This is a genomic window from Cellulosimicrobium arenosum (assembly GCF_014837295.1).
Classification (GTDB): Bacteria; Actinomycetota; Actinomycetes; order Actinomycetales; family Cellulomonadaceae; genus Cellulosimicrobium; species Cellulosimicrobium arenosum.
In genome coordinates, this window is the sequence record NZ_JACYHB010000002.1 from 18,403 (window position 1) to 31,510 (window position 13,108).

Below are 13,108 nucleotides of genomic sequence, written 5' to 3' on the forward strand. Positions count from 1 at the left end.
GCGGCCGAGGTCGCGGGGGCGCCGTCTCCGACGCCCCCGGCGACCTCGTCCGCGTGCCGTGCGAACAGCGGTCCGAGCAGGTCAGCCGTTGTTGAGCATCGGCGTGATCTTCTCGTCGTACTCGGCCGCGATCTCGGTCACGTCCCCGCCCTCGGCGATCGCCTGGAAGAGCTGCTCGTAGAGGCTCGCGCCCTCGACGGCGGCCCAGCCGGGGGCGGCCGGGGTCAGCTGGGACACGGCGGCGGTGTCGATCATCGTCTGCGCGAACTTGTCGTCGCCCAGGGACGAGACGTAGTCGCTGTTGGCCGGCCCGAGGCCGTTCTCGCCCAGCATCGTCTGGTACTCCTCGGAGAAGATGATCCGCAGGAGGTTCTCGGCGAGCTCCGGGTGCTGCGACTGCGCCGAGATCCCGATGTTCGAGCCACCGGCGAAGACCGGTGCGAGGCCGCCGTCGACACCCGGGAGACCGAAGATGTCGTACTTGCTGTCGTCCACCATGCCGTCGCGGACCTCTTCGCCGTCGTCGTTCGTCGTGAGGTCACCGATCGACCAGCGCGCCCAGTTGGGGGCCATGATCGTGGCGGCCTCGGGCGCCTCGCCGTCGGTCCCGTCGTTGAGGAAGTCCCAGTAGGCGACGTCCATCGCGGAGGCCGGGACGTTCGAGGCGCCCTCGAAGACGTCCTGCCACTGCTCGAGGCCCTTGATGGTGTTCGCGTCGGACAGCGTGGAGGTCCACTTCCCGTCCTCCTCGACGGCGAGCTCGCCGTCGTTCGCGAACACCCAGGAGATGCCGTTGCGCCAGTCCTGGCCACCGATCGCGAACCCGGACTGGCTGTCGGTGTGGAGCTCCTTCACCGCGTCGCTGAACTCGGAGAGCGTCGTGGGGGCCTCGAGGCCTGCCGCGGTCCAGATGTCCTTGCGGTAGAACATGTAGCGCGAGCCGAAGTAGTACGGCAGCGAGTAGTTCTTCCCCTCGGCCATGCCGACCTCGACGAACGAGGGCAGGAGCGCGTCGCCGCCCAGCTCCTCGTACAGCGGGGTCAGGTCACGGAACGCGCCGACCGTCGTGAAGGTCGGCGACTGCGTGTTGCCGATCTCGGTGACGTCCGGGGTGTTCTCCGCGTCGGGGAGCGCCGTGGTGAGCGAGGTGACCAGGTCCGGCCACTCCTGCTGCTCGATCGTGAGCGTCGATCCCGGGTTCTCCTCCTCGAACGTGGACGTCAGGTAGTCGCGCAGCGCGTCCGGGGTGTCGGGGCCGGCCAGCCACAGGGTGATGTCGGCGGGCTCCGGCGTGCCGTCCGCGCTCGTGCTCTCGTCGTCGGCGGGTGCGTCGCTGCCGCTGCTGCACGCGGTGAGCGCCATGGCCAGGGTGATCGTCGAGGCCACGGAGGCGACGACGAGTCGGTTTCTCTTCACGGGGCGATTCCTCTCGGTGAATACGGTGTGGCGGCGTCGGTGACGCCACCCGGAGATGGGACACGTACTGCGCTGCGACGAACTAGGCAGGAGTCCTGCGTAACTCGGCTCGTGGGGTGCTGCGGGTGGTCTGTGCGGGACAGGACAGGCTCGACGGGGTCGGGCGGAAGGTCAGACGGGGCGCGTGCTCACGAGACGCCCAGCTGGCCGGACAGGACGAGGACCGCGGCACCGGCCAGAGCCACGTCCTCGTCGAGCGTCGCCATCCGCACCTGGAGCCCGCGGCCGATGATCGGCATCGTGCGGGTGCGGATGGCGTCGAGCGCGGCCTCCCGCAGCGGTCCGTCGAGCAGGTCCGCCGGACCGCTGATCAGGACCTCGGCGAGGTTCAGCGCGCTCACGACCGGCGCCAGGGTGACCCCCAGCAGCCGGCCGACCGACGCCAGGGCGGCGTCGGAGGCATCAGGGTCCAGCCCGTCGACCGCGCGCCGCAGCGCCGGGACGGACAGGACGGTCTCCAGGCAGCCGCTGCGCCCGCAGGCGCACGGCTCCCCGTCGTCGACGACGGTCACGTGGCCGAGCTCGCCGGCGGCGTCGCCGTGACCGCGGACGCGGGCGCCGTCGACCATGATCCCTGCCCCGACACCTTCCCCCACGGTCAGGACGAGCATGCCGGAGCCGGACGCCCCGCCGAACGTGAACTCGCCGAGCGCGGCGACGTTCGCGTCGTTCGCGACGTGCACAGCGAGCCCGAGGCTCTCGCGCATCTGCTCGGCGAGCGGAAGGTCGTACCAGCCGCGGTTCGGGGCCTCCAGCACGCGGCCGGCGCCGTCGACCACGCCGGGCGAGCCGATGCCCACCCCGATGACCGGCTGCGTCGCCGCCGAGACGAGACTGCGCGAGAAGCGCGTGACGAGCTCGACGAGGTCGTCGCCGGTGCGGCCCTGGACCGCGAGCGAGCGTCGCACGACGAAGTCCCCGGTGAGGGTCAGGACGGCGCCGCGCAGCAGCTCGTCGTCGGTGAGGTCGACGCACACGATCTGGTAGGCGCTCGTGCGCATCCCGACCAGGATGGCCGGCTTGCCCACGCGCTGGCCGGGGCGCACGCCCAGCTCCTCGACGAGCCCCTCCGCGATGAGGACCGCGACGAGGTCGGAGATCGTGACGCGCGTCAGCGAGGTGGCACGCGCGAGGTCGGCCCGTGACGTCGGCCCCTCGTGGAAGAGGTGCTGCAGCACGAGAGAACGGTTGTGCGCCCTCGCGTGCTCGGGCAGCACCTTCGAGGTCGGCCTGAGTCCTGTGCTCAGGCGCCTCCTCGGAGCGTGCTGTCCGCTGACCGTCGTCGTCATGTTTGTTAGTAGACCGCCTTTACTAACACGGTGTCAACCACCTTGCGACGCCGTGACCGAATCGTTGCCGCCGTGCAACACGGCGGAATTCCGCGGCTCGCGGGCGCCGGCCGAGCGCCCTCCGGCGGAGTCCACCCGGTGGTGGGTGTCAGCCGGGGATCCAGCCGCGCGCGCCCGCGTGCTCGACCGAGCGCGACGCCACGACGACCGCCCGCTCGAGCGCCTCGAACGGGTCCACGCCCCGGGCGAGCGCTGCGGCGAACGCGCCGTGCACGACGTCGCCCGCACCGAGCGTGTCGACGACGGTACGCGCAGGCGGCACCTCGACGGAGGTCCGCTCCCCCGCCCGCAGCACCTCGACCGGCCCTGCACCGTGCGTCCGCGCGACGAACGCCAGCCGGCCCGCCGGCCCCATGCCCGCGACGGCGGTCAGCTCGTCGTCGTCGCGCACCCCGGGCACGCGGAGGTCCGCCGAGAGGACGGCGGCGTCGCACAGGGCCAGGAGGTCCGTCGTGCAGTCCTTCCAGGAGCCACCGTCGAGCACGACGACGGCTCCGGCAGCTCGCGCGGCCCGCGCGAGCGGGAGCGCGACGTCCGGCAGGTGCCCGTCCAGGAGCAGGACGTCGCCGGGCCCGAGCGCGACGAGGCCCCCGGGCTCGGCGTCCGTGACCGTCGCTCCCGTCGCCGAGACAGCGCCGTCCTCGAAGGACCGGGCGTTCGTGCTGACGACGGCACGCTCCCCCGTCGCCCGGGTGACCAGCACCGTCGAGACGGCCGGACGCGCAGCGGTGCCCCGGGCGACGTCGACGAGGTCGACGCCCGCCGCGGCGAGCTCCGCGCGCACCGCCTCGGCCAGCGGTCCGGACCCCACCGCCGTCACCAGCCGGGTGGGCACCCCGAGCGCGACCGCGGTCGCGGCCGCGTTGGCCGCCGGGCCGCCGAACGTCGCGGACAGATCGCGCGCCACGACCTTCTCGTCGGGGGCCGGGACCCGGTCCACGACCTGCATCACGTCGAACGTCACCAGTCCGCAGCACACGAGCACCGTGCCATCCTCGCGCACGGTCGGCGCCCACGCGCCCGACCAGGACGGGAGGGCGTGCGGCGAACCGATAACGACCAGTTCACAAGACGGTCACGATGCGTCCCAGCGTGTCCGGTTCGAGCACGTTGCGCCCTACGCTCGCAACCATGCGCAGCGCACGCCGGGCACCCGCCCGCACCTCGGTCCTCGCGGTCTCCCTCCTGCTCGGCGGGGCCCTCCTCGCGGGCTGCTCCGGGGGCTCGAGCGACATGTCCGCGGACTCCGGTGCCGAGATGTCGGTCGAGGGCGAGTCCGGCGGGGACGAGGCGTCCGCGTCCGACGCCGGCGCGGGCATCGCGGACTCCGACGCCCCGGTCCAGGACGACCGCGAGGTCATCACCACCGGGGACGTGACGGTCGTGACGGACGACCCGCTCGCGGCCGCCGACGAGGTGGCCGGCCTCGCCGAGGGTGCGGGCGGCCGGGTCGAGTCCCGTTACCAGAACGAGGCCGACGGCGACGTCGACGCGAGCGCCGACCTGACGATCCGCGTCCCGGCGGACCGCACGACCGCGACGCTCGACGCCCTGCAACAGGTCGGCGACGTCCGCGACATGTCCGTGCAGGCCGACGACGTCACCGGGACCGCGCGCGACCTCGACGCGCGCGTCGAGGCGCTGACCACCTCGGTCGACCGCCTGCAGACGCTCATGGGGTCGGCCGAGACCACCGAGGACCTGCTCGCGGCCGAGCAGGAGCTCACCGCGCGTCAGGCCGAGCTCGAGTCGCTGCAGTCGCAGCGCGCGTCGCTCACGGACCAGGTCGCGATGTCGACGCTGCACGTCTCGATCGTCGCGGTGGTCCCGCCCGAGGAGCTCGCTCCCGGCGGGTTCGTCGGTGGTCTGCGCAACGGGTGGGACGCGCTGCTCGCGACCGTGAACGTGCTCGTTGTCGTCGTCGGGGCGATCCTGCCGTGGCTCGCGGTCGCGCTCGTCGTCGCGCTCGTCGTGCGGTGGGTCGTGCGCCGGGTGCGCCGCTCACGCGAGCCCGGAGAGCGGCAGGACCCGCCGGCGGGCACCACCGGTCCCGACGGCGACCCGGACGCGTCGCCTGCCGCCGAGGCACCCCTGGTCGGGGCAGGCTCGCCGCGCGACTGATATCGACGCGACCGATCCCGCGCGACTCCGGTCGCGCGAATCGGTCGTCCGCGGCCAGCGCGACAGGGTGTCCACGACGACGGCCCGCACCCCGGGAGGGGTGCGGGCCGTTGCCGCTGGTGGAGGTGCGGGGAATCGAACCCCGGTCCGGTGACGCCGATCGAGGACTTCTCCGGGCGCAGTCTGCTGCAGCTTTTCTCGGCCCCCGCACTCACGCAGACAAGGTGCGGACGGGCTCAGTCACCTAAGAGTCCCCGCAGCCCCGATGACGAGGGCTACGAGCAGTGGCTCTCTAGATGACGCCAGGAACCGGGTCGAGAGCAACCCCGGGCTGACGGACTTCTAGACTCGCTCAGGCGGCGAGTGCGAAGTCGGTGCGCTTGTTATCGGCACCTGTAGTGTGCAGACGTCGTTTACGAGATAAGTCTGCATCCTCGGCCCGCTTCTCCTCGAAGCACGACCACCGTCGAAACCGATCACCCCCTGTGCAGTTGTCAACCACTGCCCACGCCCGGGACGAACCCGTGCGGCGGCCAGCAGGTACAGCCTACGTGATCAACGCCCGGGCCGGCGCAGGTATTTCCCGTGCGCCGGGCCCGTGACCGCGGCCTCCCCGCTACTTCTTGCGGCTCAGGACGTCCGCGAGCAGGCCACCGGCGATGCCGAGCAGGAACACGTCCTTCGCGAGGCCGATCCCGTCGGGCGTCGGGCGCACCCCGTCGTCCTGCGTCATGCCGGGCGTCCTGAGGTACAGGCCGACCAGACCCGCCGAGAACGCACCGAGCGCCGGGGCGACGAGGGCGGTCGGGACGAACGGTGTCACCAGCGCGGCTCCGAGCGCGATCTCCGCGGTCGACAGCGCCTTGGTGAAGTCCTGCGGCTCGACGTCCGACAGGAACGGGTAGGTGCCCGCCGCCATGCCGTGGTAGCCCTGCGCCGACTGCTCGTCGGCGCCACGCTTGCTCAGCCCGGAGTTGAGGATGAACGCACCCGCGGCGAGCCGGGGGATGTACTGGCGGAGCTTGACCATGCGACCTCCTGGGACGAGGGGAGCCACCACCCGACGGAGGCGGCTGTCGCCACCGACCGTACGGCGTCGGGCGTCCGCTCACCAGTGCCACGCGCCGGGGCGCGCGCTCGAGGAACGACGGGTCAGCGCATCTCGCGCTGGCGCATGGCGCGGTGCGCCTCGCGGTTGTCCTGCTTCTCGCGCAGCGCCTGCCGCTTGTCGTACTCCTTCTTGCCGCGCGCGAGCGCGATCTCGACCTTGGCCCGCCCGTCGAGGAAGTAGAGCTGCAGGGGGATGACGGTGTGGCCCTTCTCCCGCGACTTCGACTCGAGGCGCAGGATCTCCTCCTTGTGCAGCAGGAGCTTGCGCTTGCGCCGCGGGGCGTGGTTGTTCCACGTGCCCTCGGTGTACTCGGGGATGTGCACGTTCTCCAGCCACGCCTCACCGCGGTCGACCGCGACGTAGCCGTCCACGAGCGACGCCCGGCCCATGCGCAGCGCCTTGACCTCGGTCCCGCTGAGGACGATCCCCGCCTCGTACACGTCCTCGATGACGTAGTCGTGGCGGGCCTTGCGGTTGCTGGCGACGACCTTGCGGGGGCCGTTGTCCTTCGCCATGGTCGTCGTACCGTCCTCGTCCTGGTCGTGGCGTGCTCGTGGGCGCCGAGCGGCGCGCACCGACCTACCAGCCTACGGGTGCCCGACGGCGCGTGGTACCGATTATCCCGCTCGATGATCCCGCTAGAGGCGCGACATCGGGTCCACGGTCGAGCCGTCGACGTACACCTCGAAGTGCAGGTGGCACGCCGCGGAGGTGCCGGTGTTGCCGGAGTATCCGACGACCTGGCCCTTGCTGACGCGCTGCGCGGGCGAGACCGCGAACCGCGTCAGGTGGTTGTAGCTGGTCATGAGGCTGTGCCCGCCGACCATGCCGTGGTTGACCAGGACCTGGTTGCCCAGTCCCCCGTACCGACGGGCGAAGAGGACGGTGCCGTCCGCGGCGGCCATGATCGGCGTGCCGCAGTAGGCACGGAGGTCGGTCCCCGCGTGCAGTCGCCAGATCCCCAGCGTGGGGTGCAGCCGCATGCCGTAGCTGGACGTCACGTGGGGGACGGCCGTCGGATATGACAAGAACGTCCCGCTGCTCGAGCCGCCGCCGCCACCGCCGCCACCGGAGCTCGAGCCCCCGCCGCCCCCGCCGCCGCCTCCGCCGGAGCTGGAGCCCCCGCCGGAGCTCGAGCTGCCGCCGGAGCTCTGCTGCTGCTTCTTGCGCTGCGCCTCGTCCTTCTTGCGCTGCTCCTCGGCCGCCTTCTGCCGGGCTTCCTCGGCCTTGCGGTCGCGCTCCGCCTGCTCCGCGATGATGCCCTTGAGCTCGGCCTGGAGATCGGCCTGCTCCTGCGCGTTCTGCTCGATCTTCTCCTCGGCCGCGGCCTTGCGGTCCTCGATCGTCGCCTTCTTGGACTTCTGCTGGGAGATGAGGTCCTCGACCTCGGCCTTGCGGTCCGCCGCCTCCTGCTGCGCAGCCTCCGCCTCGACGACGTTCTGGTCCGCCTGGGCCTTGAGGTCGGTGATCTCCTCCCGGACCGCGGTGAGCCGCGCCTCCCGGTTGCGCGCGACCGCCTCGGCCGTCTGCAGGTCTCCGAGCGTGCGCGACTGGCTGCGCTCCGCCGTCGACGAGACCGCGTACTGGTCGATGAAGTCCTCAGTGCTCTCGGCCCCGGTGACGATGCCGAGGCTCGACACCTCGCCCTGTCCCCGGTACTCGCTGCGCGCCATCTCGGCGATGCTCGAGCGTGCCTCGTCGACCTCGGCCGAGCCCTGCTCGATCTCCTGGGTGATCGAGGCCTCCTCGGCGCGCGCGTCGTCGAGACGCTGCGCGAGCAGCTCCGCCTCCCGCTGGGTGCGCTCGACCTCGGCCTCCGCGGCGTCGAGCTCGGCCTGCGCGACGGGCAGGCGCGCCTCGATCTCCTGCAGGTCCAGGACGGCCTGCGCGAGCTCGGCGTCGGTGTCCTCGAGCTGGGACTGCAGCGCCTCGCGCTGCTCCTCGCTCTGGTCCTGCTGCCTCTCGGCGGCCGCGCGGCGGTCGTCGATGTCGTCGGCGGCGGCCACCGACGCGCTCGTCACGGTGCCGGTCACCAGCACGATCGTGGACAGGAGCGCAGCGAGCAGGCGCGTCGGTCTGTGCTCCCGGCGGCGCCGTCGGGCGGGCGGTGTCGTCATGGTCAGACCCTCGTGTGACGGTTGAGCGTGACGACCGAGGCGATGGCCGCCAGCAGGAAGGCGATGCCGAGGAGGACGGGCGCGATGCGCAGGACGTCCGCGCCGTCGACGTAGGCGACCCAGGTCACCGACTCGGCGAGCCAGTCGGTGACCAGGTACTTCACCGTAAGCCACAGCCCGCCGACCGCAAGTCCCGCGCCGAGCACGGCCGCGATCGCCCCCTCGAGCAGGAACGGGAGCTGGATGAACAGGTTCGAGGCACCCACGAGGCGCATGATCCCCGTCTCGCGGCGACGACTCAGGGCGGACAGCCGGATCGTGGTGGTGATGAGCAGGACCGCCGCGAGCAGCATCACCGCCGCAAGGCCCGCGGACATCAGCGAGGCCCGGTTCAGCGCGAGGAACAGCGAGTCGAAGATGCGGCGCTGGTCCTCCACGACCTCGACACCCGGCCGGCCCGTCACGACGTCGTTGACGACCTCGTAGTTCTGCGGGTCGGTGAGCTTGAGCCGGAAGGACGCCTGCATGTCGTCGACCGTCAGCTGGGTACCGAGGTACCCGTCGGGGTACTGCTCGGAGAAGGACGCGAACGCGTCCTCCTTGGACTCGAAGTACACGCGCTCGACCTGGTCGCCGAGCTCGTCGTCGAACACGGTCTCGAGCGCGTCGATCTGCTCGGGACTCGCCTCTCCCCCGGCGCACGTGGCCTCGGCCGAGCCGACCGGGCACAGGAACACCGACACCTCGACCTTGTCGTACCAGTCGTCCTTGAGCTTGTCGATCTGCGCCTGCAGCAGCAGGCCCGCGCCCACGAACGTCAACGACACGAACGTGACGAGGACGACCGAGATCGTCATCGACAGGTTCCGCCGCAGGCCCTGGCCGATCTCGGTGAGGATGAACTGGAAGCGCACGCCGCTCACTCCCCCGCGGCCGCGTCGACGTGCGCCGAACGACGCACCACGGTGGTCGGCGCCGACATCGGCGCGGGGTCCGGGTTCGTGAGCGGCTCGGTCTCCTCGTCGCTGCGCACGTACGACCCGTGGGCCTGGTCGCGCACGACGCGCCCCGTGTCGAGCTCGATCACGCGCTTGCGCATCTGGTTGACGATGTCGTCGTCGTGCGTGGCCATGACGACGGTGGTGCCCGTGCGGTTGATGCGATCGAGCAGGCGCATGATGCCGAGCGAGGTGGTCGGGTCGAGGTTCCCGGTCGGCTCGTCGGCGAGCAGGATAGGGGGCCGGTTGACGAACGCGCGCGCGATCGCGACGCGCTGCTGCTCGCCGCCCGAGAGCTCGTGCGGGCGGCGCTTCTCCTTGCCGGCGAGCCCGACCATCTCCAACGTCTCGGGGACCGTGATCGCGATGGTGTGGCGCGGCTTGCCGATCACCTGCAGGGCGAAGGCCACGTTCTCGAACACCGTCTTGTTGGGCAGCAGGCGGAAGTCCTGGAAGACGACGCCGATGCCGCGCCGCAGGTTCGGGACCTTCCAGCTCGACAGCGAGCGCAGGTCGCGTCCGGCGACGAAGACCTTGCCCGACGTCGGGCGCTCCTCGCGCAGGATGAGGTGCAGGCACGTGGACTTGCCCGATCCGGACGCACCGACGAGGAACACGAACTCGCCGCGGCGGACCTCCATGGACACGTCGTCGACGGCGGGTCTCGCGCCGCGCGCGTAGACCTTGGTGACGTTCTCGAAGCGGATCACGGCAGGTACAACTCTCGGGTCAGGGAGCGAACCGGAGTTCGTCGGACGATCCCGAGGGTAGGCACGAGGGTGCGGCGCGGCGCGGCGGACACGCCGCACCCGCACGCATCAGATAGTTGCCCGGATCATCCCTGCTGGGCTCGGCGCCAGCGGATCCCGGCCTCGATGAAGCCGTCGATGTCGCCGTCGAACACCCCGGACGTGTTGCCCACCTCGTGCTCGGTGCGCAGGTCCTTGACCATCTGGTACGGGTGCAGGACGTAGGACCGCATCTGGTCGCCCCAGCTCGCCTTGATGTCGCCCGCGAGCGCCTTCTTCTTCGCGTTCTCCTCCTCCTGGCGCACAAGGAGGAGACGGGACTGCAGGACCCGCAGCGCCGCCGCGCGGTTCTGGATCTGCGACTTCTCGTTCTGCATCGACACGACGATCCCCGTGGGGATGTGGGTCATGCGCACGGCCGAGTCCGTCGTGTTGACCGACTGGCCGCCCGGCCCGGACGAGCGGAACACGTCGACCTTGATCTCCGACTCGGGGATCTCGACCGAGTCGGTCTGCTCGATGAGCGGGATGACCTCGACCGCGGCGAACGACGTCTGCCGGCGCCCCTGGTTGTCGAACGGCGAGATGCGCACGAGACGGTGCGTGCCGGCCTCGACGGACAGGTGCCCGAACGCGTACGGGGCCTTGACCTCGAACGTCGCGGACTTCAGACCTGCCTCCTCGGCGTAGGAGGTGTCGAGGACCGTCGTCGGGTACCCGTGCCGCTCGGCCCACCGCAGGTACATGCGCAGCAGCATCTCGGCGAAGTCGGCGGCGTCGACACCGCCCGCGCCGGCGCGGATCGTCACGACGGCCTCGCGCGCGTCGTACTCCCCGGCGAGGAGCGTGCGGACCTCGAGCCGGTCGAGGTCGCCGCGGATCGTCGCGATCTCGGACTCCGCCTCGGTGAGCGTGTCCGGGTCCTCCATCTCCTGGCCCATCTCGACGAGGGTCTCGACGTCGTCGATGCGCTGGCCGAGCTCCTTGACGCGGTCGAGCTCGCCCTGGGCGGCCGAGAGCGCGGACGTGACCTTCTGGCCCGACTCCGGGTCGTCCCACAGGTCCGGCGCCGACGCCTTCTCGGACAGGTCCGCGATCGTCGCGCGCAGGGCCTCCGGGTCGCTCACGCTGGCGATCGTGTCGAGCGTCGCGCGCAGCGACTTGATCTCTGTCGGAAAGTCGATGGTGGCCACGAGATTCAAGGTTACGCGACGGGTGGCTCGCCCGACGACGCGGCCTGCCGCCCCTCGTCGCGGGCCTTGGCGAGCATCGCGTCGAGCCGCTTGCGGCGGCGGCGACGGTCGTCGCGGATGCCGAGGACCAGCACGACGACGATCGCGATCAGCAGCAGCTGCGGCCACGGGATCGCCCACGTCGTGACCGTGACCTCGACAGGCTCGAGCGGGGCATCGATCTGGTCCTCGTCGACCGGGGTGGGTGTGATCGTCACGGTGGTGGTGTAGCGGAAGAGCGGCCAGACGCCGTCGACCCCGACCGTGTCCGGCAGCTCCCCGCCCGGCAGGACCTCCGCCACGGCGCTGCCCGCCAGTCCCTGCGAGGCGATCCCGAACGGACCGGTCGTCTCGACCTTGCTCTCGGCGCCGAGGCGGATGTTGCCCTCGTTCACCACGTCGTAGGTGACGCGCAGGTCGCCCGCCGCGAACGGGTTCCACGACGGGGAGTACGACGCGCGCAGGTCCTGGACGGCGAGGACAGGGTCGACCTCGCCGGTGACCCGTGTCATGACGCGGAAGCCCACGCGGCTCGTGACCCCGACGCTGTTGCCGCCCTCGTCGGACCCGGTGCTGCTGACCGAGGCGGCGATGCCCGCGGGGTGGTCGCCCGGGGTGGCGTTGTCGGGGACGGAGACCGTGTACGGCACGACGACGGTCTCGCCAGGGCCGACCTCGACGTCGTCCTGGACCGAGATCCACGTCCCGGCGTCGACGGACTCCCGGTCCGCGGGGAGCATGTTGAACCGGCCCTTGTCCGTGAGGTACCCGTCGGCGGCCGTGAGCGAGAACGTCGCGGGGACGTCGGCGAAGTTGGTGACGGCGAGGTGCTCGTCGATCGTCTCGCCGGGGTCGGCCGTCTGCTCGACCCAGCGGCGACCGTCGAGCCCGTCCGCGTCCGCGGGCGCCACGCTCCACGTGATCGTGTCCTCGGCGGCGTCGCGCGGCACGCCGGCGGCGACGTCCGTGGGAGTGCCGGCGGTCGCCGATGCCGCGGGCAGGAGAGCCACGGTGATCGCCGCGAGGGCTGACGCGGCGCGACGGCGGAACCTCGCGGCCCGGCCGAGGGCCGTGGCGTCGCGACGGTGCTGCGGTCCGAGGCCGGCCGTGTCGGGTCGGTCGTGGCTGGGTGCTGCTGTGCTCACTGGGGGTGCCTTCTGGGTGCTGGGGTCATGCGAACGGCGGGTCGGGTCTCCTCTCGGCACATGGCCGACAGGAGACCCGACCCGCCGTCGCTCAGGCGGTGCGTGCCCGGTCAGCGACCGGGCGGTCGGTGGTCAGCCGACGCTCACTCGAAGAGGGAGAGCGTGAGCGTCGACGAGTAGTCGCCGCCCTCGACGTCCTCAGCGGTGCGCAGCGTGAGGTCCGCGTTGGCGCTCCACGAACCCTCGGGGTTGACCTCGGTCGAGTCGAAGGTCGAGACGAGGAGCTCCTGGTCGACGAGGCCGACGTTGTTGCCCTCGTCCGTGTCGCCCTCGAGCGCCGGGTCGACCTCTTCGCCGGCCTCGACCAGGCCGGACTCGCCGGCCTCCTCGAGCATCGGCGCCCAGCCGAGGTTCTCCGCGCCGATCGCGTCCTGGCCGTCGGATCCCATGAAGTCGGTCGCCTGGCCCAGAACGGCCCAGAACGCGCCCTCGGGGACCTCCTCGACGGCGCGGGTGTCGGTCACCGTGACGGTGGGCAGGGTGCCCGTGAACTCGCGGGTCCCGTCGACCGTCGTGTCGACCTCGTCCAGCGACGTCGAGTCGGCGGCCACGCTCATCGCGAGGTTGCCCGGCTCGACGGTCGACTCGATCGAGACCGAGACCTCGACATCGGTGGTGTCACCCGGGTCGGCCGAGGCGGCGGAACCCAGTGCGACCGTGCCGATGAGCATCGCACCGAGGGCACCCCCGGCGACGAACTGCTTCTTTGCTCGTGCGTTCATGTTGTTGCGCTCCATCGTTGGAGTTGTT

General features: G+C 71.5%; 12 protein-coding genes and 1 other RNA gene. 1 reads left to right on the forward strand and 12 read right to left on the reverse strand.

Translation table 11 applies throughout. The features are described from left to right. Positions 1-81: 81 nt before the first annotated feature. From IF651_RS03040 to IF651_RS03050, 3 genes are all read right to left on the reverse strand, one after another. The gene (locus tag IF651_RS03040) at positions 82-1,416 is read right to left on the reverse strand and encodes an extracellular solute-binding protein (RefSeq protein ID WP_338403737.1); all 1,335 of its coding nucleotides are present in this window, start codon (positions 1,414-1,416) and stop codon (positions 82-84) included. A 188-nt stretch (positions 1,417-1,604) separates the two neighbouring features. Continuing rightward, entirely contained in the window at positions 1,605-2,765 is a 1,161-nt protein-coding gene (locus tag IF651_RS03045) for an ROK family transcriptional regulator (protein ID WP_191827631.1), read from the reverse strand. A gap of 148 nt (positions 2,766-2,913) precedes the next feature. Beyond that, on the reverse strand, positions 2,914-3,828 hold the full coding sequence (locus IF651_RS03050; RefSeq protein WP_338403738.1) for a PfkB family carbohydrate kinase: 915 nt from the start codon (positions 3,826-3,828) through the stop codon (positions 2,914-2,916). Positions 3,829-3,956: 128 nt separating this feature from the next. Between IF651_RS03050 and IF651_RS03055 the strand changes: the two genes are divergently transcribed. Beyond that, a complete protein-coding gene (locus tag IF651_RS03055; RefSeq protein WP_191827632.1) occupies positions 3,957-4,946 on the forward strand; it encodes a DUF4349 domain-containing protein in 990 nt (329 codons plus the stop codon). 117 nt (positions 4,947-5,063) lie between these two features. Here IF651_RS03055 and ssrA read toward each other — a convergent pair. From ssrA to IF651_RS03100, 9 genes are all read right to left on the reverse strand, one after another. After that, positions 5,064-5,430, reverse strand: a transfer-messenger RNA (tmRNA) gene (gene ssrA / locus IF651_RS03060). 132 nt (positions 5,431-5,562) lie between these two features. After that, entirely contained in the window at positions 5,563-5,976 is a 414-nt protein-coding gene (locus IF651_RS03065; RefSeq protein ID WP_191827633.1) for a hypothetical protein, read from the reverse strand. Positions 5,977-6,098: 122 nt separating this feature from the next. Next, entirely contained in the window at positions 6,099-6,572 is a 474-nt protein-coding gene (gene smpB, locus IF651_RS03070; RefSeq protein ID WP_191827634.1) for an SsrA-binding protein SmpB, read from the reverse strand. 123 nt (positions 6,573-6,695) lie between these two features. Then, complete coding sequence (locus IF651_RS03075; protein ID WP_191827635.1) at positions 6,696-8,174, reverse strand: M23 family metallopeptidase; 1,479 nt, start codon at positions 8,172-8,174, stop codon at positions 6,696-6,698. A gap of 2 nt (positions 8,175-8,176) precedes the next feature. Beyond that, entirely contained in the window at positions 8,177-9,088 is a 912-nt protein-coding gene (ftsX, locus tag IF651_RS03080; protein ID WP_191827636.1) for a permease-like cell division protein FtsX, read from the reverse strand. A 5-nt stretch (positions 9,089-9,093) separates the two neighbouring features. Further along, a complete protein-coding gene (ftsE, locus tag IF651_RS03085) occupies positions 9,094-9,882 on the reverse strand; it encodes a cell division ATP-binding protein FtsE (protein WP_191827637.1) in 789 nt (262 codons plus the stop codon). A 125-nt stretch (positions 9,883-10,007) separates the two neighbouring features. Next, the gene (prfB, locus tag IF651_RS03090; RefSeq protein ID WP_191827638.1) at positions 10,008-11,114 is read right to left on the reverse strand and encodes a peptide chain release factor 2; all 1,107 of its coding nucleotides are present in this window, start codon (positions 11,112-11,114) and stop codon (positions 10,008-10,010) included. Positions 11,115-11,125: 11 nt separating this feature from the next. Continuing rightward, positions 11,126-12,298: a hypothetical protein gene (locus tag IF651_RS03095; protein ID WP_191827639.1), complete on the reverse strand. Its 1,173-nt coding sequence runs from the start codon at positions 12,296-12,298 to the stop codon at positions 11,126-11,128. A 143-nt stretch (positions 12,299-12,441) separates the two neighbouring features. Next, positions 12,442-13,080, reverse strand: coding sequence for a hypothetical protein (locus tag IF651_RS03100; protein ID WP_191827640.1), 639 nt, complete (start codon positions 13,078-13,080; stop codon positions 12,442-12,444). Positions 13,081-13,108 lie beyond the last annotated feature (28 nt).

Excerpts from the sequence above, each read along its gene's own strand:
- IF651_RS03045 (WP_191827631.1), bottom strand. The coding sequence starts at position 2,765 with ATGACGACGACGGTCAGCGGACAGCACGCTCCGAGGAGGCGCCTGAGC.
- IF651_RS03055 (WP_191827632.1), top strand. The coding sequence starts at position 3,957 with ATGCGCAGCGCACGCCGGGCACCCGCCCGCACCTCGGTCCTCGCGGTC.
- IF651_RS03065 (WP_191827633.1), bottom strand. The coding sequence starts at position 5,976 with ATGGTCAAGCTCCGCCAGTACATCCCCCGGCTCGCCGCGGGTGCGTTC.
- smpB (WP_191827634.1), bottom strand. The coding sequence starts at position 6,572 with ATGGCGAAGGACAACGGCCCCCGCAAGGTCGTCGCCAGCAACCGCAAG.
- IF651_RS03075 (WP_191827635.1), bottom strand. The coding sequence starts at position 8,174 with ATGACGACACCGCCCGCCCGACGGCGCCGCCGGGAGCACAGACCGACG.
- IF651_RS03100 (WP_191827640.1), bottom strand. The coding sequence starts at position 13,080 with ATGAACGCACGAGCAAAGAAGCAGTTCGTCGCCGGGGGTGCCCTCGGT.